Below are 20,749 nucleotides of genomic sequence, written 5' to 3'. Positions count from 1 at the left end.
AAAACATTCTTAAATGATAGATCGCTTGCCCAAGAGCTTACGAATATAAGGAATCCTACAACATAACAGCAATAGCAAAACTACCGCATAAATTATGACGGTATCTAGATCATTCTTACCTGCCTTATGCCACCAATAGTGGAGAGTTGCAGTGCAGGCAATGAGATAGATGAGTCGATGTAAGTGCGCCCAGCGACGACCCAGTTTTCTTTGGGCCCAATGGGTAGAGGTTAGCGCTAGTGGAAATAGTAAAACTAGGCTAATAAAGCCCATTGTAATAAAGGGCCGCTTCACTACATCTTTGAACATCTCTATTAGATCAAAATCCTGATCTAGCCAAAGCCAAATGACAAAATGGAGTGATGCGTAAAAGAAACTAAACAGACCTAACATTCTGCGATACCGAATCCACGTCGTTGAATTCGTTAACAAACGCAATGGCGTCATCGCCAGTGTCAGGCATAAGAAAACTAGCGCCCATGTTCCTGTTGAGCGCGTAATGAACTCAATCGGATTCGCGCCCAAACCATCAGTAAACCCCAACCAAATCAAACGATCTAATGGCAATAAGGCTAATAGGAAGATCAGTAGCTTCATCCAGCTTTACTTATCGTGTTGCATTAATAGAATTTCTTCAAATCCATCCCAGCATACATACTCGCCACTTGATCGCCATAACCATTGAACATTTGGGTTTTGATTTTGGGGGCAAAGCCACCTTTAGAGTCGCCGATACGACGCTCAGTCGCCTGACTCCAGCGGGGGTGATCTACTAAAGGATTTACATTGGAATAAAACCCATACTCGCGTGCGTCAAACTGGCTCCAGCTAGTCTTAGGCATTTCCTCTGTTAAACGAATTTTCACAATCGACTTGGCGCTCTTAAAGCCATATTTCCAGGGCACCACGATTCGGACTGGGGCGCCATTCTGCTTTGGTAAGGTCTCGCCGTAAAGACCAAAAGTGAGCAGTGTCAGGGGATTCATAGCCTCATCCAAACGTAGACCTTCTCGATAAGGCCAATCGATAATCTGGCTCTTCAGGCCCGGCATTTGCTTGCGATCAGCTAAGGTAATAAATTCAACATACTTTGCAGAGCCTAGAGGCTGCACCTGATTCAGTAATTTCGATAGAGAGTAACCATCCCAAGGAATAACCATCGACCATCCCTCAACGCAGCGCATACGATAAATACGCTCTTCCATCGGAGCGAGATTTAGCAAGGCGTCTATATCTAAAGTCATTGGTTTTTTAACCAAACCTTCAATCGATACAGTCCATGGCCGAGTTTGCAAACTATGGGCATTAGCAGCGGGATCTGATTTATCCGTTCCAAACTCATAGAAGTTGTTATAGCCAGTGACATATTGATAACTGGTTGATTCCTCTTTCAAAACAAAGTTTGGGTTTGGCGTAGCAATTAACTTTTGCGCATTACTAGCAAGAGCCTCACGTGAGAACCAAGGTGCGAGCGCTAGACCAAAAGCCCCGGCCGCAGCATGCTTGATTAGGTCACGGCGCCCCTCGAAGACTGCTTTAGGAGTAATTTCCTGGGAAAGCCGCTTTTGCTCATTTGTGGACATATCAAAGTCTCCTCAATGGATTTAATCTAATAGTGACAGTAGACCTTATTCTCCTACGCCTATCAATTTATTGCTGAGCTACTGCATTCAGCTAAAGGGCGCACAAGAAAAAAGGGCAAACCAAACGGTTTACCCTTTTTGTGAAGCAAGCTTATTTTAAGCGGCTGATGCCATTTTTAAGATGCCATTCAAGGTAGTACTTGGACACATCACAGCCACGAACTTGTCGTGATCAGGCATATAGTAACCACCAATATCCGCCGGTTTTCCTTGTACCGCTTTGAACTCGGCAACAATCTTTTGCTCGTTTTCAGTCAAGGCTTTTGCAAGCGGAGCAAAGTGGGCTTGCAATTCTTTGTCTTCGGCTTGAGCAGCTAAAGCTTGAGCCCAGTACATCGCCAAATAGAATTGGCTGCCACGATTATCTAGCTCACCAGTACGTGGTGATGGTGACTTATTGTTATCCAATAATGTGCCAGTTGCCTCATCTAAAGTGCGGGCCAGAATTTTCACTTTTGAATTATTAGTTTTATCACCAATATCTTCCAAAGAAACTGCCAAGGCCAAAAACTCACCCAAGGAATCCCAGCGCAAATGGTTTTCTTCGACCAGCTGTTGAACATGCTTGGGAGCAGAACCGCCTGCACCAGTTTCAAAGAGACCGCCACCAGCCATTAAAGGCACGATAGATAACATCTTGGCGCTAGTGCCGAGTTCCATAATTGGGAATAAGTCAGTAAGGTAATCGCGCAAAATATTACCGGTCACAGAAATCGTATCCTTACCGCGAATGATGCGCTCTAAGGTGTAGCGCATTGCACGAGTCTGAGACATGATCTGGATGTCTACACCGGTTAAGTCGTGCTCCTTCAAATAGGTTTGCACCTTCTTGATCAACTCAGCTTCATGTGGACGGTACTCATCTAACCAGAATACAGCTGGAGTATGTGACAAGCGTGCACGGTTGACTGCTAACTTCACCCAGTCACGAATCGGCGCATCTTTTACCTGGCACATTCGCCAGATATCACCCTCTTCGACATTCTGCTCCAGCAAGACTGTGCCATCGTCAGCAACAATGCGAGCTACACCAGCCTCAGTAATTTCAAAGGTCTTGTCATGTGATCCATATTCTTCCGCCTGCTGAGCCATCAAGCCCACATTAGGTACTGTACCCATTGTTTTGGGATCGAAGTTGCCGTGCGTCTTGCAGAAGTTAATGATCTCTTGATAGATGCGTGCGAAAGTACTCTCAGGAATGACCGCTTTAGTGTCATGCAAGCGACCGTCAGCGCCCCACATCTTGCCACCCACACGAATCATGGCCGGCATGGATGCATCAACGATCACATCACTTGGTGAATGGAGATTGGTAATCCCTTTAGCAGAATCTACCATCGCCAGTGCTGGACGATGCTCATGGCATGCATGCAAGTCCTGGATAATTTCTTCGCGCTTGGATTCTGGCAAAGTCTTGATTTTTTCGTACAAACTACTCATACCGTTGTTTGGGTTTACACCCAATTCTTCAAACAACTTGCCATGCTTTTTAAATGCATCTTTGTAAAAAATCTTTACAGCATGACCAAATACGATAGGGTGTGACACCTTCATCATGGTGGCCTTCACGTGCAAGGACAACATCATGCCAGTCTTGTAAGCATCTTCAATTTCTTTTTCATAGAACTCGCAGAGTGCTTTTTTACTCATATACATGCTGTCAATAATTTCACCAGCGAGCAACGAGACTTTTGGCTTGAGAACAATCGTCTTACCACTCTTCGTTACCAGATCCATCTTCACATCACATGCTTTAGTCATCGTCATTGACTTCTCACCTGCATAGAAGTCGCCACCATGCATATGCGATACGTGTGTACGGGAGGCTTGGCTCCACTCACCCATTGAGTGCGGGTTCTTACGGGCATAGCGCTTAACGGCATTTGGTGCGCGGCGATCAGAATTACCTTCGCGCAATACAGGGTTTACTGCACTACCTAAACATTTGGAATAACGCGTACGAATTGCTTTTTCAGCATCATTTTTAGGATCATCTGGAAAATCAGGGAGTTTATAACCCTTGGCTTGCAATTCTTTAATAGCGGCAAGCAGCTGTGGAACTGACGCACTGATATTAGGTAACTTAATGATGTTGGTATCAGGCAATAAAGTCATGCGACCCAGCTCACCCAAATTATCGGGAACTTTTTGCTCAGCCGTTAAGCAATCAGAGAACTCTGACAAAATACGTGCCGCAACAGAAATATCGCTTTCTATAACCTGAACTCCAGCTGGAGCCGTAAAAGTACGAATGATTGGCAAGAATGCACAGGTCGCCAGTAAAGGCGCTTCATCTGTCAGCGTGTAAATGATCTTTGATTTCTCTGAAGCCATTGATGTTTCCTCGATATGGGTAAATATTAGGGGTCGGCCTTATACCGAACCACTCTCGCATTCCGTACGCAACACTTCAGGCGCTTTTGGCTGTCTTGGGTGTCATTTCACGCACTGGACCGAGAAATCTATTTTAAATCATCGACCCCAGCAATTTCAGGGGATTTAGCCTGCAAATGGGTCCAAGTGTATCAATTTAAGGGAATCCACCGAGGTGAGCCCATATCGACTTACATCGTAAACTGGACTGCATGATGAACAAGCACCCCCTGCTCAATAAAAACCTTGTACTGTTGATTCTCTGCCAGGGCTTGTTTTTAACCAACAATGTGACCTTTATCGCTATTAATGGCCTAGTGGGACTCAGTCTGAGTCCAGTTGCCTGGATGGCTACCTTACCTGTCATGGGCTACGTTGTGGGGGGCGCTTTCTCAACCTCCATCGTCGCTAAAACCCAAAATTACTTTGGTCGCAAGATCTCTTTTCAGCTAGGTCTCCTGGTAGCGGTATTTTCAGCCCTTCTGTGCGCCTACGCTGCTGTTTCCAAAAACTTCTGGCTTCTAGTGCTCGGCACCTTTATTGCCGGCTATTACAGTGCTAATGGGCAACTTTATCGATTTGCGGCTGCCGAGCTGACCGCAGTCAGCCAGAGAGATAAAGCAGTCTCTTGGGTACTGGCTGGCGGAATTCTGGGTGCAGTGACTGGACCCAACCTCGCATCTTGGACCAAGGATTTCTTTGACACTGCTTTTTTAGGAGCTTACCTCACCCTCTCGATAGCTGGCTTGATTGGCATCTTCGTGATGCAATTCATTCACTTTCCGGATGAGTTCAAGACTCAGCACTCGCTTTCTGCCGGTAGAAGCCTCAAAACTATTTTGCAGCAACCGGTCTTTATGGTTGCCGTGATTGGAGCCTCTTTGGGCTATGGCGTCATGAATCTCCTCATGGCAGCTACCCCACTTGCCATGCAAATTTGTGGACTCCCGTTTTCGGACACAGCGATAGTTTTAGAGTGGCATGTGATTGGTATGTTCGCACCTGGGTTTTTTACCGGCTCACTCATTCAGCGCTTTGGCACACTCAAAATCATGGGTGTTGGAGTCGCCCTTAATCTCCTGTGCATTGCAATCGCACTCACCGGTGTCGACTTCCACCAATTTTTAATTGCCTTATTTTTACTGGGTGTTGGCTGGAACTTTTTATTTACCGGATCCACATCATTAGCGATGACTGCATACCGACCTGAGGAGCGTGACAAAGCTCAGGCAGCCATTAACTTCTTTGTGTTTGGCACCATGGCTTTTACCTCCTTCGGCTCTGGAGCACTCATCACCTCGCAGGGCTGGAACATTCTCAATCTAGGATCACTGCTTCCCGTTGCCGTCACTGCCGGCGCTTTGCTTTGGCTTAGCGCCAATCGTAAGAAGGCTAGCGCTTCTCCTACCGCTTAAGAAGCTTTTGCTAAAGGCAGATTGAAGAGTAGATTTTGCGGTTTGAGTTTGAGCTGCTGCTCATCATTCATCGCAATACCCATGTACACCGGCTTTCCAGCCTGAGATTGCGTCACTGCAGCCTCATCAATAAAGTCCAAACGGAATAAGCAAATCACTTTCTCAAGCTCGTCGGTGTCAACCGGCTCTTTGTTATAAAGCTTATTTAGGATATCCGTCGCAGCAGCATCTAGCCCAACATGCCAAGACCATTTTGGATCGGAGATTTGCTGCATCGGAGTAATGCGCACCTGGGCGCCTAAAAAATGTTGCACCCATTTCTCGAGGACGCGGCAAAAATGATTGATAGGCGGCTGACCAAAATTCAACTGCACGGCAAAGTCATAATCTTCACTCTTATCCCAATAGAGCTCGGCATTTTCTTCATGCAAGACATCTAAGTCGATGGAGCGCATAGACATCGACTTGCTCTTGAGTAGATCCATGATGTTGCCAGTCTCCCCTGCCTGCGCATTTCGAGTCACGACCTCATCATCCGCGCCCATCACCACGCCGTCTTCCAACACAGTGATCTTTTGAGTCCGAAAGAAGAGCTCACCCATACGTGCATCCAAGGGATGGCAATCCTCACCCAAAATATGTCGAATAAATATTTGCGCTAGTTGAGATATAAATAGAGGTGGTACATCTACGCCATCGCCCTTAAACAAGCTCATATAAAAGTTTTCTAAAGAGCTAGCAGCCAATAGCTTGGCTCGATACCTCAGCCACACTTGGTAGTTCACCTGAATATCAGGATCTGCCATGCCAGCAATTTCTTCATCGGCGATGGCTGCCCGAGGGTTCTCGCTTAAGCGCTGATGCAAGGCGCGCTCAACAGCGCATGACTCAGGAACGAGATTTAACTCAGGGCGTAATAAGTAGGTACGCAGAAAATCATCAGTTACCAGCAATTGCTTGTCAGACCCCACCGTCAGGGTTTTGTACGCAGAATGAGGCCAGAAATTTGTCATGTTAGTTTGCTCGAACAAAAAGATTACGCTCAGAATATACTAGCCCCTCAATTTCAGCCAAAGAGGAAGATAAACATGAGCGAACTCCAAAAAGTAGACACCGTTGAGGGCGATGGTAAAGAAGCGATTGCCGGCAATCATGTAGACGTGCATTACACCGGCTGGTTGTTTGATGAACAGGCGCCTGACCATAAAGGTCAGAAGTTTGATAGCTCCTTAGACCGTGGCCAGTTATTTAGTTTTCCCTTGGGCGCTGGCCATGTCATTAAAGGCTGGGATGAAGGCGTACAAGGCATGAAAATTGGTGGTAAGCGCACTTTAATCATTCCATCTGAGATGGGTTACGGCCCACGTGGTGCGGGTGGTGTCATTCCCCCAAATGCAACACTGGTATTTGATGTGGAGCTTCATGGCGTAAATTAATTCCGTCCACTACCTGCAAGTAATAAGGCCACTCGGTTCAATAAACTGAGTGGCCTTTATTTTTCCCCTGGGAAAAACTACAGGTCTTATGAGCGCAAATCTTTGCCGTTCAAAGTGAATTTATTCGGTGTTGTTGGCTGACACAAACTAATTAAACGATTTCTCTCGGCCAGCACCTTATCGGCATAGCCACCATCATTCTCTGCATTTGCAGCACCAACATAGTATTTCAAGCCATTACGCAATGAACCGCTAGTAGCAATCAAATACTTGAGGATGTAAGCGCCCACCCGAATATTGACTTCCGGCTTTACCGCATCGGTAGCACCGCCATACAAGGCGTACTTATCTTTATGAATCGTAGTCATCACCTGCATCAAGCCTTCGGCACCAGCATGGCTTTTAATCAGGGGATTAAAGTTGGACTCTACTGAAATCACGGCAAGCAATAAAACTGGATCGATTTTGACTTCTTTTGCAATCAACACAGTATTAGATACATATTCCTCAATCTTGGCACGATCTAATTTGTACTTCTTCTCAAAGAAATCAGCTACTGCGCGTTGATTCTGAACAGACACCATCAACTTTGAATCCAGTGCCTCAGGATCAATTTTTGAAGTGGGAATGCGATCAGCCAAATGGGAGATCGGCCTTACCTGGTTATGCGCCACCGAGGGCATTAATAGAGCAACTGTTTGCTGCTTAGCGCTCATCAAGCCACTACCAGGGATAAGCGGTGTGTTTCCGTAAAGCACATTGGCAATCTCATCATCTGCGGATGCCTTGGGAGCTGCTTCTTGATACTGATACAGCACGCCAAAACCATTTGGCCACACTATGTGACGGGCTTCGTCTGGAACCAGGATTCGAGCTAAATCGAATGCGCCGGCTTGAGTTCCGTTACCCGAGAGCCAGAGTCCGACAATTATGAAAACAGTCGCAATCAATAGACCATTCATGACCCGATAGACAGGGGTTAGTGCGTGAGCCAACAAATCCTTAGCGTGAGCCGTCGCTGGCTGCGCTAATTGCTTGTCACTCGTATTGGCAGAAAAACATTTAATCATTCGTAGTCTTGCAGCACCCCAAAAATCAATCATCTGATTTATGTTGCAATGCAATAAGTTAAAAATATGAGTCACTCTAAAAAGGTTCTTATATCAAGTCAAGAATAACGAATGCCATTTCCATAACTTATAGGTCTTGAAATGCGGGTGATCTCCATTAATCCCTCTAGATTTGATATTTATCCATTTAAATTCAATGGCTTAAAGAAGTTAGTAGGGGCTTATTTCATATAATAAAAAAGTGCTTAAATTCCGACTTTTTTTCTATTTTTACTCTTTAAAAGAGATGTCTGACCCGTACATCTAGTATTTTGATGGTCTAAATATTCTACCGGTAGTGTTTTTCTGCTGATGAGCTCAATTTGTGCCTCAGCCTGTTTTCATGATTTGCGAACGCATAAAACATCAGACAAAAGACTTTCAAGCGCTCATCAATACTAGCTTTGCAGCTAGCTTGATCGCAAAACTTTGAACCCCTTGGGAAGACACTCATTACACTGACATGCAATGAAATTACTGGCCAAACTCCTCTTATTTAGCTCGCTTTGGCTACCACTGAGTGCATTGGCCCTCTTCGATCAATGCCAAAATCTATTCCCAGCCCAACAAATACCAAGCACTGCCCAAGTGGGTCGGGACCTCTGTTTTGATGATTTTGCGATCTATTACTCGCCTTCAGATAAAAAGCCTATTTATACCGTTGAGAAGTTAAATGGCGAGAAACTCCAAGCGCCACACCCACGCCGTACCAATCAGTTCTACGAAGAAGCCAGACTCCCAGCGCATGAGCGCGCCCTACTGGCAGACTATCGCGGTAGCGGATATGACCGGGGTCACAACGTACCAGCTGGCGATATGACAAGTGAACGGGGCATGGCGCAGTCATTCTCCCTGGCTAATATGATGCCGCAAGCTAGGCAAAACAATCAGGGCATTTGGGCCAAACGAGTGGAAGAGCCGACGAGGATGTATATCAAGCGCGCTCCGGGTGATGTTTATGTCTTTACCGGCTCAGTGGGTAATGCCGGCAGTATTGGTAAAAGCAAGGTCACCATTCCGAGTCATCTCTATAAGCTGGTCTATGATCCCACCAAAAAGCTAGCTTGGGCATACTGGGTTGAGAACACAGATGATGCGCAAATGAGTGCCCCAATTTCTTATGGTGAACTGATTCAGAGGACTGGCATCGACTTTCACCTAGCGCTAGAGGGCAACGAAAGCAAGTCTAGTAAACCAGCTGAAAAAAGTAGTTCGGAATCTAAACCCACGGTGGGTGGATGGTATCCCGTCTTTTTTGATCAGTATTCGGCTGAGAAGCTTGCAGCGCTAATTTCTAATATCAAAGCGGGGAAGGTTGCCAGCGTCCAGATTCAATACGACCGCAATCTCGATTTAGCTCAAAAGCTAGCGCAAGAAATTCAGGTACAAAGCTTATTGCAGGCTACCCTCTCCCAAAGTAGTCCGCCAGACTCACCCAATGTGATCTATGAACGTAATCGCGTCATAGCAATAGTGCGCTCTAAATAAATCTTTATTGCTCTCGATTGCGAGGAGCAATTCCATGAGCCCGTTGGATGGGGCCTAGTAATCCACGCAAGCCATTGTGATCCAGGGTGTGCATTAACTCCAGCAACTGCCCAAGCTCTCCCTTAGGAAATCCATCGCGCGCAAACCACGCCAAATAATTACCAGGCAGATCTGCAAGTGCTCGGCCAGCATGTTTGCCGAAGGGCATCTTCATTGTGACCAGCTTCACCAGGGCTTCAGAATCCATAGACCCAAATACTACAAGCTCGTGAGTGCTCCTAGACAAAAACTCAACACCAAAGCTCTCAGGGTCATTCTCTCAATTGAGAATTATTCTCATTTACTGTATATTGAGAATCATTCTCATTTACTTTTATTGACCAGACCACTAGACCATGAAAATGACTATCAAAAGACTCGTTGCCTTTAGCATCCTATTAGCTACAGCCCTGCACTTCTCATTCGCAAATGCGGGTGAAGGTGTATTTGGTTGGATTTACACCCTCGATCTCCAGCCCAAAGGAAAGCTTGAATTTGAGCAGCGCTTACAACTGAATAAACAACAAGCAGCCGGCACCTACGATGCGTGGACAGCTAGAACTGAGTTGGAGTATGGCCTTACCAATGATTTACAAATTGCTGGCTATATCAATTCCTACTACACCAGCGCAAACCAGAATTACACCAACCCAGAAGCCTGTGGCGATAGCTCAAGTTGCACCGGTGGTTATGGCGTGCCATCCAGTCACGACCCCGCTACTCCTTATAGGAAAAGCGGTATTGAAGGTGGCTCCTTAGAAGCCATTTATCGACTAAGCAATCCAGTGACATCACCAGTGGGTGTGGGCCTGTATTTAGAGCCGACCTGGGGCAGAAACAAAGATGAAATTGAGGCCCGCTTACTCTTGCAATCGAATTTCATTGATGATCGATTGGTCTTGGCAGGTAACGTAGTTGTAGCCAATGAACGCTTGAAGTTTATCGAGAATGGCAACGTACCAGAATCAATGCTCGACTTCCTTGTGGGCGCTAGCTATCGATTTGCACCTAAATGGTCCGCCGGTGTTGAGGCACGTTTCCACAATGACTATTCAGAATTAAATTTACGCAATCAAGTCCAACGTGCAACTTTTGTTGGGCCCAATATGCACTACGCCGCTAAAGACTGGTGGGTTACTGGCGCTTGGCGTTATCAACTCAAAGGCGGCACTTGCATGGGTGGCGGCGAAGCTGAATGCTCCAATGCTCGCGTTTGGGATAGCCATTCAGTAAACGAATTTATCGTCAAAGTTGGATTTCCTTTGAACTAAAGAAATGAATATGAACTGGAAACCCAACCCTCTATTCATGATTGGTCTAGCTATAGCAGCTACACCAATTATTACCCAGGCCAAGATTTATGTGTCCGTTGAACAAGCCCAGAAGATACTGATACCTAATAAACCGCTTATTAAAAATCCCATCATCATCACCGATGAACTACAAGACAAAATGCGCTCAGACTCCAGTATTCGGCACCCCTTTCAAGGAGATCGAATTTGGAGGGCGGCTGATGGGAGTTGGTTCATCGTAGATGAGGTTGTCGGTAAACATGAAATGATTACTTACGCAGTTGCACTCAATCCATCGGGTGCAGTCACTGGAATTGAGATTCTGGAATATGTTGAATCTTATGGCTACGAAGTTGTAGAAGCCAACTGGCGAAAACAGTTCATCGGAAAGACGGCTGCAGACCCTATCAAGCTCAATCAAGATATTCAGAATATTGGTGGCGCCACCCTCTCTTGCAAACACCTTACAGATGGCGTCAAGAGGGTTGCAGTCTTATATGACATCGCTTTAAAAAATCAGACCTTAAGCCTAAAAGCAAAATGATTCGCTGCAAACCGCTCTTAGGCACCTTCGTAGAAATCAGGGTTGAAGATCCATTACCCCCTTTAAAAGCACTAGATGAGGCTTTTTTAGCCGTTGAACAAGTGCAATCTCTGATGGATTTTCATAATCCTGATAGCGAGCTTTCCCAGATCAACGCTAAATCCTATATAGAGACTATTCGGATTCATCCCTGGACGGCTGAAGTTTTGGGGGTAGCAAAGGAGGTTTACCTTCAATCCCAAGGAGTATTTAATTGTGGGGTTGGTCATCATCTGATGGAAGCAGATCTACTTCCTAGGCATTTCAATCTCAATGATTACTCATTTGGGGGCATTGAAGATCTCCAATTTATTGAACCATCCACGGTTCGATCATCACTACCGCTTTGTCTAGATCTTGGCGGTATTGCCAAAGGGTACGCAGTAGATAAAGCGGTTGAAACATTAATCGCTAACGGCATCCAAACTGGATCAGTCAACGCGGGTGGGGATATCCGTGTATTCGGGGATCATTCCCAAGATATTCACATCCGTAACCCATCAAAGCCACATGAACTCCTCCAGATCGGCAGCATGACAGAAGGTGCGATTGCTACGAGCAGTCTCTACTTTGCAAACCGCAATATCAGTTCAAAAAGTTTTATGGTGCACCCCATCAGTCAAGAGCATATTGAGTTTTCAGGGTCTTACTCAGTAATCGCCAGTAGATGTGTCTACGCAGATGCCTTAACCAAGGTAGTGAGTATTTCCGGAAATTCTCGCCATCCTTGCTTGAGTTATTTTTTTGCTCAAGCAATCCGCATCTCCAATACTCAATACCTGTGAAAAATACAAATCGTCTTGGAAAAATGCCCGCATGGCAGAAATACTTTGTTCAAATTGCTATGTTGATTTGCTCCCTCACTGGGACAGCGTATTTACTGGGCCATGAATTCCAAATTCAAAGGGCTATTTTCGGAGCTCACTCAGTATTGGCATGGCACGGCATTGCCGCCATATTAGCTTCGATAGCTCTAGGCTCAGCCTTACCCTTTCATCTAAAAGCAGGTCTCAAATCCAAGAGGAAGCTATGGAGTGGCTTGAGTCAATTGGCTTTTTTAACCATCTTATTAGTATCGGGCGCCTTGTTGTACTACGGCCCTGCAGAAATTCGGGATGGGGTCATTGCGACACACTGGATGATTGGTATTGCGTTCTTGGCCATCTTTTTACTACACGGTATTTATTCTAAAAAGGCGTATTGAGTCATTGCCTTTAAAAATAATTGATTACTTCTTACAGTAATGCTTATAGAGCAAACTCATTACTGCGACAGCAACCTCACTAGATAGGGTGTAATAAATTTGCTTACCCTCTCTTCGTGTTTTAACTAGCTTTTCCTTGCGCAACACGGTAAGTTGCTGCGAAAGAGTTGGCTGATGTAAATCTAATGCAGCCTCTAACTCACCAACACATTTTTCTGCTTGCCCGATTTCACATAAGAGCATCATGCGATCTCGGTTGGATAAGACCTTCATGAGCTTGCAGGCATCATCTGCAGCTGACTGCATCTTCTTTAACCCTGCTTTAGAGATAGGCATATTCATTGTCATTCTTCGTTCAGAGTGCATTTAATGGAATTTTTAAATATGAAACTCCATTGCTTTCAGCCTCAGGAAAATGTCCAGCTCGTATATTGACCTGAATGGAAGGCAAAATTAGTGTTGGCATCTCTAATGTGTTGTCTCGTGTAGTCCGCATTTGAACAAATTGCGCTTCAGTCACACCATCATGCACATGAATATTATTTGCTTTCTCATCAGCAACCGTACTCACTCCAGTCGCAGGCCGATTGTTGGGTGGGTAGTCATGACACATATACAACTTGGTTTGACCAGGATAAGACAAAATCTTTTGAATAGATCGATAGAGCGTCTGAGCATCACCGCCAGGAAAATCACAACGGGCTGTGCCAACATCTGGCATAAATAGGGTATCGCCCACAAAGATAGCGTCACCGATTTCATAAGCCATACAAGCTGGCGTATGCCCTGGCACAAAGAGTGCTTTTAAGGAAAGGTTGCCGAATGCGAGTGACTCACCCTCTTTCAACAAGTGGTCAAATTGAGCTCCATCTGCCTTAAAGGTATCATCTAGGTTAAAGACGCCTTTAAATACTTCCTGCACATTGGTAATGTGATCCCCAATCACCAACTTACCGCCAAGGTGGCTTTGCAAGTATGGGGCAGCCGTTAAATGATCTGCATGAGCATGAGTCTCTAAGATCCAATCCACTTGGAGTTGGTGTGCCTTTACAAATGCAATCACCTCGTCAGCAGACTTGGTACTAGTTCTCCCTGATTTAGGGTCATAGTTCAAGACAGAATCAATAATGGCGCAAGGAGCCCCCTCACGCTCATAGACCACATAGGTATAAGTCCATGTTTCTGGGTCAAAAAAGTCTTTAATCAAGGGGGTGGGCTTTGTAGTCAAATGATTCTTTCGGATGCATAAATAATATATATATTTATATACTATATTAATATAAAATAAATTGCAATGGATTACTCAACCCTCATCAGCCCAGCACTAGGAATACTTGTAGGTATCCTCATGGGTCTCACTGGAGCGGGGGGTGGGATTTTATCTGTACCGCTATTAGTTTTCTTCCTAGGCCTACCCATTGCAGAGGCAGCTCCAATCGCTCTATGTGCCGTAGCCCTAGCTTCTACTATTGGCGCCATTCTGGGACTCAAAAATAAGATCTTGCGCTATAAAGCAGCAGGCTTTATAGCGATCTTTGGTTTAGCGCTCTCTCCACTGGGACTTTGGCTTGCGCCTCAGATTCCAAATGCGCCTTTGCAGATCCTGTTTAGCTGCATATTGTTATATGTTGCTATTCGTTTGTTGAGCCAGGCACGCAATCAGATTAAGGGCATCCCTGAGGAAAATAGAAAGCCCCCACCTTGCCTCATCAACCCTGCTATTGGGAAACTCCAATGGACACTACCTTGTGCTCGTGCCCTCATGCTCGCCGGTAGTGTTGCAGGCTTTCTATCTGGCCTACTTGGTGTTGGGGGTGGCTTCATCATCGTACCTGCACTGACGCGCTATACCGATCTACCTATCAAATCAATCGTTGCTACCTCGCTGGGAGTGCTCGCCATCATCACTGGTGGCGGAGCAATATTCTCGGCAGCTAGTGGTAGCTTAAATATCTTAGTTGCCGCACCTTTTGCGCTCGCGGCTTTGGGTGGACTATTGATTGGACAGCTACTGGGTAAAAAATTAAGTGGTTCATATACCCAGCTCATTTTTTCAATCTTCACTTTAGTGATTGCAGTGAGCTTATTGATTAAAGGCGTACTCAGTTTGAATCTGTGAGGCCGCCTTACTGATTTAAAACCAGAAAGTTACAGAGCTGATTTACCCTCCAATAGAAAAGGCCCTCATTCGAGGGCCTTTGAAAACACGGTACCACTGAATGTTAGTGACTGCTAGCACCACCTAAGTAAGCAGCCTTCACAGCAGGATCATCCTTCAACTTTTCCGCCGGACCATGCGTTGCAATCTTACCGTTCTCAAGCACATAGCCATAGTCAGCAACGTTCAAGGCTGCGGCAGCAAACTGCTCAACCAATAACATCGTTACACCCTGTGATTTGAGATTAGAAATAATTCTGAAAACTTCCTCAACCAAAATTGGTGCCAAGCCCATTGAAGGCTCATCCAAGAGAATGATCTCTGGATTGAGCATCACGGCACGAGCCATTGCTAACATCTGTTGCTCACCACCTGACAATGTTCCAGCCAATTGATTGCGACGCTCTTTTAAGCGCGGGAACATTTCTAGAGATCTCTCGAGATCGTTCTTAATGTCGCCTTTTGGACGGCTACCTGTAAAACGCGGAAATGCGCCTAACAGGAGATTGTCATTCACAGACATCGTCGTAAATACACGACGACCTTCTGGACTATGCGCCAAACCAAGACGTGCGATTTTATGAGAGTCGTAACCATCAATTTTTTCGCCACCTAAGGTAACTTCACCGCTAGTTGGCTTAATCATGCCGGTAATTGCGCGCATCGTAGTTGTTTTACCAGCGCCGTTTGACCCAATCAAAGTAATGACTTGTCCCTTAGGAACATCAATATTGATGCCGTGCAGAACTTTTACTTTGCCGTAGCCTGCTTCAAGATTCTTAATAGATAACATGGTATTTACCGATTCAATATAGTTCTAGTGATTAAGTACCCAAGTAGGCATGAATCACCTTCTCGTCTGCCTGAACTTCAGCTGGTTTACCTTCTGCAATCTTCTGACCGAAGTCCAATACAGAAACGGTATCGCACACTGACATCACCACATCCATGTGATGCTCAATCAGGATGAAGGTAATACCGCTATCGCGGATCTTGCGAATAATGCGCATGAGTTCTTTAATGTCTGGGGCTGTCAAACCAGCTGCCGGCTCATCTAACAAGAGCAACTCTGGATCTAAAGCCAAGGCACGGGCGATTTCTAAAGAGCGCTGTTTACCGTATGGCAAGTTACGCGCCTCTTCATTCGCAAAATCCTCCAAGCCAACAAACTTTAGCAAGGCCATTGCACGAGCATGCGCCTCTTGTGATTCCTTTTTGTAGCGTGGCAAGTGCAGCGCAATCTCTAACATATTGGACTTAAAGGTGTGATGCAGTCCAACCAAAATATTTTGGATGGCAGTCATCTCACCAAAGAGCTGTACGTTTTGGAATGTACGTGCAATACCAGACAAAGCAATATCTGAGGAAGTGCGACCAACTACGCTCTGGCCAGCATAGAGCACGTTACCAGCTGTAGGCTGATAGATGCCAGTAAGAACGTTCATCATGGTGCTCTTACCGGAACCATTAGGTCCAATCAAACCATGAATAGTGCCGCGCTTAATACTGAGGTCAACGTTGTTTAAGGCCTTCAAACCACCAAACTGCATCAGTACAGAGTCAACTTTAAGAAGCTCAGTACCGGCATTTTGATTGTTAACCGCACTAATGAAGCTGATTGAATCATCAATTTCATCTGCTTTTTCACCACGAGTAGTGACTGTTTTGCCGGCGATAGATTGGTAGAAGCTCTTCGCAAAACCAACGATACCGTTTTGCAGGTAATACACCACCAACAAAATCATGAAGCCGAAAATACTCAAGCGCCAATCGGAGATTCTGTCTAACCAGAATGAGAATGCTGCCAGACCAACCACTCCTGCCAATGGCACCATTACGCGTCTTGGTGTTGTGACTTTCTTAGAGAGCGCCATAGCCGCACCGACTGCAACTACAACCGCAATCGTACTAGCAACAATACGGAATAAATTAATATCGTCGAGGAGTTTAGGTAACAGAACAATAATTGCCGCGCCTAGTAATGCGCCCAAACGAGACTTACGACCACCCATAATGACTGCCAACAAGAAAAGAACAGCTAATTCATTGTTGTAGGTATTAGGAGAGATGTATTGCTCCGAATAGGCATACAAGCAACCAGCCAAACCAGCGAAGCCAGCACTAATCACAAACGCAATTACTTTGTAGCGGTAAACGGAAACACCCATACAGTCACAAGCTACAGGACTATCACGTAATGCCTCAAAAGCACGACCCATCTGCGATTTAACAAAACGGTCGACTACCACCAAGGCAATAATCAGAACGATACAGACCAACCAGAAAAACTGTGCCTTTGACATCGGAGCACCCATCAGATCTGGCTTAGGAATTTTGATTCCTAATGGACCTTCTGTGAGCCATGTCATTTCGTTAATTAAGATCTGGGTAATGGTTCCAAATGCCAAGGTCACCATCGCCAAGTAAGGTCCAATGACCTTCAGGGCAGGAAGAGCTAGGATTCCACCAAAGATCGATGTCACCACGATTGCTGCTGGCAAGGTCACCCAGATCGGAGTACCGAAATGGAAGAACAATACACCTGCGGTGTATGAGCCAATTCCGAACAATGCAGCATGACCCAAGGAGACTTGACCAACGTAACCCACCACAATGTCTAAGCCATACAACAGAATCGTGTAGATCAGAATTGTTTCTATCAAGTGAATGTAATACGGATTACTGATAAATAAAGGCAGGCTGAATAAGCCAACAATTGCAATTAATAGAGGTAATAGAGACTTCGATTTCATTATTAAACTTTCTTGATTGCAGTTTTACCAAAGAGACCAGATGGCTTTAATGCAAGCACTAATAAGAGCAAGATCAAGCCCGGCACATCTTTGTAGCCAGTAGAAATATAAAAGCCTGTGGCTGTCTCAACAATTCCGAGAATCAAACCACCCACAATGATTCCCATACCACTGGAGAGGCCGCCAATAATGGCCACTGCAAATGCTTTTAAACCCAGAGCGCCACCCATAGCAGCGCCAGTTAATGTCAATGGTGCAATCAAAACACCTGCAAACGCAGCAGTTAAGGATGACAGCGCATATGAGAAGGTAATTACCAGGCTGGTATTAATACCCATCAAGCCGGCAGCATCGCGATCGTTTGCTGTTGCAACAACCGCTTTACCGTAAATGGTTTTACGGTTAAAGAACTCTACCAACAACATCATGACTAAGGCGCCAACTACAACCAAGATTTCCATCGGCAAAATGTTTGCCCCAAGGAATTCCATTGGCTCCATCGGCAGCGGGGATGGGAATGGCAATGCATCACGACCCCAAATGTTTTCAGCAACGTTTTTGAAAATAATGCCAAGCGCGATAGTGGACATAATCCAGCCGAACTCAGACTTGATCTTAATCGCAGGACGCACACCAATCAGCTCAACAAAGCCACCTTGCACCATTCCGAAAAGACAGACTATTGGAATCATGAGCCAGTAATTCATTCCGAACATGTCGACGCAGGTCAGACCAACTAAGGCGCCCAACATCAAGGCCTCACCTTGACCGAAATTCAATGTGCCAGATGTGGCAAAAGTCAGCTGAAAGCCGAAAGCAATGACCGCGTAGATCATGCCTACCGCTATACCGCTGGAGAGGATTTGTGCAAACATTTCCATGATGTAGACCTAAAAAATTCTAAAACTGTTTTGTGAACGATTCGACATTGTAAGCAAAACGCCGCTTTGTGGGCGGCGTTTTGCTTATTTAAACCTCTTAAATTGCTGCAGTGCGGAAAAATTAAATTCCCGCACCTGCTTTAGGAAGGATTACTTCTTCTTAGCTACTGCATCCTCAGCATTCAAGAACTCAACCTTACCGTTCTCAACAATGCCCATAACCACGTCTTTAGCTTTAATAGCTTCGTGGTCTGTTTTGCTAAAAGGCTTGTTGTAAGTCATCACAACGCCTTCAAGCGGTGCATTCAGATTCTCAAGGGCTGCCAAGATCTTTGGTCCCTCTGTACCCTTAGCTTGCTTGATAGCAGCTGCCAAGAGGTATACAGAGTCGTAACCTTGAGCTGCTGACACTGGGGAAGCGATGATGCCGTTCTTTGGTTTGAAATCCTTCAGGTATGCATCAACGAAAGCCTTACGCTTTGGTGTTGTTGCAGGATTCTGAATGAAAGTCTCTGGCATGGTTGCGCCGTTACCGTTCTTACCAGCTGTATCAATGAAGCTAGCCATAGACAATGTCCATGAACCAATCATTGGCTTCTTCCAACCCAATTTCGCCATACCGTTAGCAATTTGTGCCAACTCAGGTCCAATTGCGTAAGTCAAAATCACTTCTGCACCAGCATTTTTTGCCTTGAGCAACTGTGAAGTCATATCCACGTCACCGAGGTTGAACTTTTCTACAGCAACTGGAGTAACGCCATAAGTCTTGAGCGCTTTTTCTAAGTCTTCACGACCTAACTGACCATAGTTAGTGGAGTCAGCCAAAATCGCTACTTTCTTCAAGCCACGCTTCTCAATCGCTTCTTTAGCGATCATTGGAGCCTGGATGTTGTCAGCAGCAGAGGTACGGAATACATAGTTCTCAGCAGCATTTGGAAATTGCTTAGTAACCAAAGTACCAGTAGCAACGTTGTTGATGACTGGGATCTTTGCTTCTTGGAAGAAGCGCTGAGATGCCAAGGCCACACCAGTATTGATGTAACCCAAAGTAGCAGCCACTTTTTCGTTATTGATCAATTCTTGAGCGATTTGTACGCCACGCTCATTTTTAGCTTCGTCATCGCGCTCAACCAAAACAATCTTGTTGCCGTCAATGCCGCCAGCAGCGTTAATTTCTTTCGCAGCTAAACGCACGCCATCACGCATGCTCACGCCCATTGAAGCTGAGCCGCCAGTGAACGGGCCAATAACACCCACTTTGATATCGGCAGCGTAAGCGCCGGTTGCTAACATTGCAGTAGCAGCTACCGCAAAAATGTGACGACGAATATTCATAAAGTCTCCATGACTAAAAATGCTAATTAAATAAATTCTTTTATAAGTACAACTTAAAGCCAATATCCATCTTACAGTCAATGTCGGGGCAAAAAAAGGGCTCTGTATTAGGGTTTTACATTAGCCCCTAGCGATAAAAGTCGTTTTAAAAAATCTTACGAACTTGAGCCTGTAGGCTAGGCCAGAAGAGATTGATGATCAGACCAGCAATCACCAAGCTGGCTGCCTCCACTTTCCAGGGCGGTAGGGCCTCGCCTAAAAAGTAGGCAGATGCCCCCATTCCAAAGATGGGCACCAATAAGGGGGCTGGGGCTACCAGTGCAGCGGGGTGTTTTGATAGTAACCACCCCCAAGCGGCATAGCCAAACAAGGTATTAGCCCACGACTGCCATAGGACACCAATCCAAGCACCTAGGGGGGCAGATAGAGTTACATCCCATAAATGGGCTACACCACCCTCAAGGATCAGTGCAATTAGCGCCAATGGTGGAATAGAAAACGCGCTGGCCCACACCACATAGGACAACATATTGATCGAGCCAGCTTGGCGACTCACCGTATTGGCTATTCCCCAGGAGAGGCCCGCAAAAACCACTAAGGCTAAACCTAAGAAGGTGGTCGTGGAGTCTGTGTGCAGCGCAATAATTCCAAGACCGAGCAAAGCGATGCCAACTGCGACTGCTTGATAACGCTTGAGACCCTCTTTGGCAAAGAGCATGGCAAAGCCAATAGTAAAAAATACTTGAGTCTGAACCACCAGCGAAGCTAGCCCCGGAGAAATCTGACTATTCACAGCGTAGTACATCACACCAAATTGCCCAACTCCAGTAGCCAGTCCATAAATACAGAGATTACCCCAGGCTACTTTTGGCCTAGGCAGAAAGAAGACTAAGGGCAAAAGAACAAAAAGATATCGCAAGGTCGCGAAATAAAAAGGTGGCAGTGATGCCAAACTGTTTTTAATAACGACAAAGTTCGTACCCCATACCGCCACTATTGCCAAAGCTAGTAGCAAATGGCTCGCTGGCAACTGCTGATGT

The 20,749-nt window shown here is 45.6% G+C and carries 21 protein-coding genes; 8 read left to right on the top strand and 13 right to left on the bottom strand.

Annotated features, from left to right (window positions below; translation table 11 throughout):
* Positions 1 to 9: 9 nt before the first annotated feature.
* The 3 genes from msrQ to C2759_RS01915 all read right to left on the bottom strand — a co-directional run bounded on the left by msrQ (position 10) and on the right by C2759_RS01915 (position 3,977).
* Positions 10 to 597, bottom strand: coding sequence for a protein-methionine-sulfoxide reductase heme-binding subunit MsrQ (gene msrQ, locus C2759_RS01925; protein ID WP_215355847.1), 588 nt, complete (start codon positions 595 to 597; stop codon positions 10 to 12).
* 23 nt (positions 598 to 620) lie between these two features.
* Entirely contained in the window at positions 621 to 1,583 is a 963-nt protein-coding gene (gene msrP, locus C2759_RS01920; protein ID WP_215355845.1) for a protein-methionine-sulfoxide reductase catalytic subunit MsrP, read from the bottom strand.
* Between the two features lie 156 nt (positions 1,584 to 1,739).
* Positions 1,740 to 3,977: an NADP-dependent isocitrate dehydrogenase gene (locus C2759_RS01915; protein WP_215355843.1), complete on the bottom strand. Its 2,238-nt coding sequence runs from the start codon at positions 3,975 to 3,977 to the stop codon at positions 1,740 to 1,742.
* 251 nt (positions 3,978 to 4,228) lie between these two features.
* Between C2759_RS01915 and C2759_RS01910 the strand changes: the two genes are divergently transcribed.
* Positions 4,229 to 5,431 (top strand): MFS transporter, encoded by a 1,203-nt coding sequence (locus C2759_RS01910; protein ID WP_251366998.1) that lies wholly within the window; start codon positions 4,229 to 4,231, stop codon positions 5,429 to 5,431.
* Here the strand turns inward: C2759_RS01910 and C2759_RS01905 are convergent.
* Positions 5,428 to 6,444: a DUF6352 family protein gene (locus C2759_RS01905; protein WP_215355842.1), complete on the bottom strand. Its 1,017-nt coding sequence runs from the start codon at positions 6,442 to 6,444 to the stop codon at positions 5,428 to 5,430. The two genes, C2759_RS01910 and C2759_RS01905, sit on opposite strands and share 4 nt — an antisense overlap.
* 75 nt (positions 6,445 to 6,519) lie before the next feature.
* Between C2759_RS01905 and C2759_RS01900 the strand changes: the two genes are divergently transcribed.
* Positions 6,520 to 6,867 (top strand): FKBP-type peptidyl-prolyl cis-trans isomerase, encoded by a 348-nt coding sequence (locus C2759_RS01900; protein ID WP_215355840.1) that lies wholly within the window; start codon positions 6,520 to 6,522, stop codon positions 6,865 to 6,867.
* An 86-nt stretch (positions 6,868 to 6,953) separates the two neighbouring features.
* Here the strand turns inward: C2759_RS01900 and C2759_RS01895 are convergent, their stop codons facing one another.
* Positions 6,954 to 7,970, bottom strand: a complete 1,017-nt coding sequence (locus C2759_RS01895) for a transglycosylase SLT domain-containing protein (protein WP_251366997.1) — start codon at positions 7,968 to 7,970, stop codon at positions 6,954 to 6,956.
* A gap of 474 nt (positions 7,971 to 8,444) precedes the next feature.
* On the opposite strand from C2759_RS01895, the gene C2759_RS01890 reads away from it, so the two are divergent.
* The gene (locus tag C2759_RS01890) at positions 8,445 to 9,464 is read left to right on the top strand and encodes a DNA/RNA non-specific endonuclease (protein WP_215355838.1); all 1,020 of its coding nucleotides are present in this window, start codon (positions 8,445 to 8,447) and stop codon (positions 9,462 to 9,464) included.
* 4 nt (positions 9,465 to 9,468) lie between these two features.
* Here the strand turns inward: C2759_RS01890 and C2759_RS01885 are convergent, their stop codons facing one another.
* Positions 9,469 to 9,711, bottom strand: coding sequence for a DUF3820 family protein (locus C2759_RS01885; RefSeq protein WP_215355836.1), 243 nt, complete (start codon positions 9,709 to 9,711; stop codon positions 9,469 to 9,471).
* Between the two features lie 154 nt (positions 9,712 to 9,865).
* Here C2759_RS01885 and C2759_RS01880 point away from each other — a divergent pair, with 154 nt between their 5' ends.
* The 4 genes from C2759_RS01880 to C2759_RS01865 are packed head-to-tail and all read left to right on the top strand — an operon-like array spanning position 9,866 to position 12,582.
* A complete protein-coding gene (locus C2759_RS01880; RefSeq protein WP_251366996.1) occupies positions 9,866 to 10,774 on the top strand; it encodes a DUF6662 family protein in 909 nt (302 codons plus the stop codon).
* A 10-nt stretch (positions 10,775 to 10,784) separates the two neighbouring features.
* Complete coding sequence (locus tag C2759_RS01875) at positions 10,785 to 11,339, top strand: FMN-binding protein (protein WP_215355832.1); 555 nt, start codon at positions 10,785 to 10,787, stop codon at positions 11,337 to 11,339.
* Positions 11,336 to 12,163 carry an FAD:protein FMN transferase gene (locus C2759_RS01870; protein WP_215355830.1) on the top strand — a complete coding sequence of 276 codons (828 nt, stop codon included), beginning with the start codon at positions 11,336 to 11,338 and terminating at the stop codon, positions 12,161 to 12,163. The genes C2759_RS01875 and C2759_RS01870 overlap by 4 nt, the downstream gene beginning before the upstream one ends.
* The gene (locus C2759_RS01865; protein WP_215355828.1) at positions 12,160 to 12,582 is read left to right on the top strand and encodes a hypothetical protein; all 423 of its coding nucleotides are present in this window, start codon (positions 12,160 to 12,162) and stop codon (positions 12,580 to 12,582) included. The genes C2759_RS01870 and C2759_RS01865 overlap by 4 nt, the downstream gene beginning before the upstream one ends.
* A 24-nt stretch (positions 12,583 to 12,606) precedes the next feature.
* On the opposite strand, the gene C2759_RS01860 is transcribed toward C2759_RS01865, so the two are convergent.
* On the bottom strand, positions 12,607 to 12,924 hold the full coding sequence (locus tag C2759_RS01860; RefSeq protein ID WP_215355826.1) for a metalloregulator ArsR/SmtB family transcription factor: 318 nt from the start codon (positions 12,922 to 12,924) through the stop codon (positions 12,607 to 12,609).
* A 13-nt stretch (positions 12,925 to 12,937) separates the two neighbouring features.
* Positions 12,938 to 13,810, bottom strand: coding sequence for an MBL fold metallo-hydrolase (locus C2759_RS01855; protein ID WP_215355825.1), 873 nt, complete (start codon positions 13,808 to 13,810; stop codon positions 12,938 to 12,940).
* A gap of 66 nt (positions 13,811 to 13,876) precedes the next feature.
* On the opposite strand from C2759_RS01855, the gene C2759_RS01850 reads away from it, so the two are divergent.
* Entirely contained in the window at positions 13,877 to 14,701 is an 825-nt protein-coding gene (locus C2759_RS01850; protein WP_215355823.1) for a sulfite exporter TauE/SafE family protein, read from the top strand.
* 103 nt (positions 14,702 to 14,804) lie between these two features.
* On the opposite strand, the gene C2759_RS01845 is transcribed toward C2759_RS01850, so the two are convergent.
* The 5 genes from C2759_RS01845 to C2759_RS01825 all read right to left on the bottom strand — a co-directional run bounded on the left by C2759_RS01845 (position 14,805) and on the right by C2759_RS01825 (position 20,739).
* Positions 14,805 to 15,533: an ABC transporter ATP-binding protein gene (locus tag C2759_RS01845; protein WP_215355821.1), complete on the bottom strand. Its 729-nt coding sequence runs from the start codon at positions 15,531 to 15,533 to the stop codon at positions 14,805 to 14,807.
* Between the two features lie 31 nt (positions 15,534 to 15,564).
* Positions 15,565 to 17,493, bottom strand: coding sequence for an ATP-binding cassette domain-containing protein (locus C2759_RS01840; protein ID WP_215355820.1), 1,929 nt, complete (start codon positions 17,491 to 17,493; stop codon positions 15,565 to 15,567).
* A gap of 2 nt (positions 17,494 to 17,495) precedes the next feature.
* A complete protein-coding gene (locus tag C2759_RS01835) occupies positions 17,496 to 18,374 on the bottom strand; it encodes a branched-chain amino acid ABC transporter permease (protein ID WP_215355818.1) in 879 nt (292 codons plus the stop codon).
* Positions 18,375 to 18,524: 150 nt separating this feature from the next.
* Positions 18,525 to 19,709, bottom strand: coding sequence for an ABC transporter substrate-binding protein (locus C2759_RS01830; RefSeq protein WP_215355816.1), 1,185 nt, complete (start codon positions 19,707 to 19,709; stop codon positions 18,525 to 18,527).
* A gap of 145 nt (positions 19,710 to 19,854) precedes the next feature.
* Positions 19,855 to 20,739: an EamA family transporter gene (locus C2759_RS01825; RefSeq protein ID WP_215356607.1), complete on the bottom strand. Its 885-nt coding sequence runs from the start codon at positions 20,737 to 20,739 to the stop codon at positions 19,855 to 19,857.
* Positions 20,740 to 20,749: the final 10 nt, after the last annotated feature.

The sequence above is a fragment of the Polynucleobacter sp. MG-Unter2-18 genome (genome assembly GCF_018687675.1).
In the GTDB taxonomy this organism is placed as follows: Bacteria; Pseudomonadota; Gammaproteobacteria; order Burkholderiales; family Burkholderiaceae; genus Polynucleobacter.
The sequence above is the reverse complement of the archived record's forward strand: the minus strand, read 5'-3'. Positions and strand labels throughout refer to the sequence as shown.

What these genes read in the sequence shown, in the direction of transcription:
- C2759_RS01900 (WP_215355840.1), top strand. Translation starts at nt 6,520, where the DNA reads ATGAGCGAACTCCAAAAAGTAGACACCGTTGAGGGCGATGGTAAAGAA.
- C2759_RS01850 (WP_215355823.1), top strand. Translation starts at nt 13,877, where the DNA reads ATGGATTACTCAACCCTCATCAGCCCAGCACTAGGAATACTTGTAGGT.
- C2759_RS01880 (WP_251366996.1), top strand. Translation starts at nt 9,866, where the DNA reads ATGACTATCAAAAGACTCGTTGCCTTTAGCATCCTATTAGCTACAGCC.
- C2759_RS01895 (WP_251366997.1), bottom strand. Translation starts at nt 7,970, where the DNA reads ATGATTGATTTTTGGGGTGCTGCAAGACTACGAATGATTAAATGTTTT.
- msrQ (WP_215355847.1), bottom strand. Translation starts at nt 597, where the DNA reads ATGAAGCTACTGATCTTCCTATTAGCCTTATTGCCATTAGATCGTTTG.
- C2759_RS01845 (WP_215355821.1), bottom strand. Translation starts at nt 15,533, where the DNA reads ATGTTATCTATTAAGAATCTTGAAGCAGGCTACGGCAAAGTAAAAGTT.
- C2759_RS01890 (WP_215355838.1), top strand. Translation starts at nt 8,445, where the DNA reads ATGAAATTACTGGCCAAACTCCTCTTATTTAGCTCGCTTTGGCTACCA.
- C2759_RS01885 (WP_215355836.1), bottom strand. Translation starts at nt 9,711, where the DNA reads ATGGATTCTGAAGCCCTGGTGAAGCTGGTCACAATGAAGATGCCCTTC.
- C2759_RS01910 (WP_251366998.1), top strand. Translation starts at nt 4,229, where the DNA reads ATGATGAACAAGCACCCCCTGCTCAATAAAAACCTTGTACTGTTGATT.
- C2759_RS01830 (WP_215355816.1), bottom strand. Translation starts at nt 19,709, where the DNA reads ATGAATATTCGTCGTCACATTTTTGCGGTAGCTGCTACTGCAATGTTA.
- C2759_RS01905 (WP_215355842.1), bottom strand. Translation starts at nt 6,444, where the DNA reads ATGACAAATTTCTGGCCTCATTCTGCGTACAAAACCCTGACGGTGGGG.
- C2759_RS01875 (WP_215355832.1), top strand. Translation starts at nt 10,785, where the DNA reads ATGAACTGGAAACCCAACCCTCTATTCATGATTGGTCTAGCTATAGCA.
- C2759_RS01860 (WP_215355826.1), bottom strand. Translation starts at nt 12,924, where the DNA reads ATGAATATGCCTATCTCTAAAGCAGGGTTAAAGAAGATGCAGTCAGCT.
- C2759_RS01915 (WP_215355843.1), bottom strand. Translation starts at nt 3,977, where the DNA reads ATGGCTTCAGAGAAATCAAAGATCATTTACACGCTGACAGATGAAGCG.
- C2759_RS01870 (WP_215355830.1), top strand. Translation starts at nt 11,336, where the DNA reads ATGATTCGCTGCAAACCGCTCTTAGGCACCTTCGTAGAAATCAGGGTT.
- msrP (WP_215355845.1), bottom strand. Translation starts at nt 1,583, where the DNA reads ATGTCCACAAATGAGCAAAAGCGGCTTTCCCAGGAAATTACTCCTAAA.
- C2759_RS01840 (WP_215355820.1), bottom strand. Translation starts at nt 17,493, where the DNA reads ATGAAATCGAAGTCTCTATTACCTCTATTAATTGCAATTGTTGGCTTA.
- C2759_RS01835 (WP_215355818.1), bottom strand. Translation starts at nt 18,374, where the DNA reads ATGGAAATGTTTGCACAAATCCTCTCCAGCGGTATAGCGGTAGGCATG.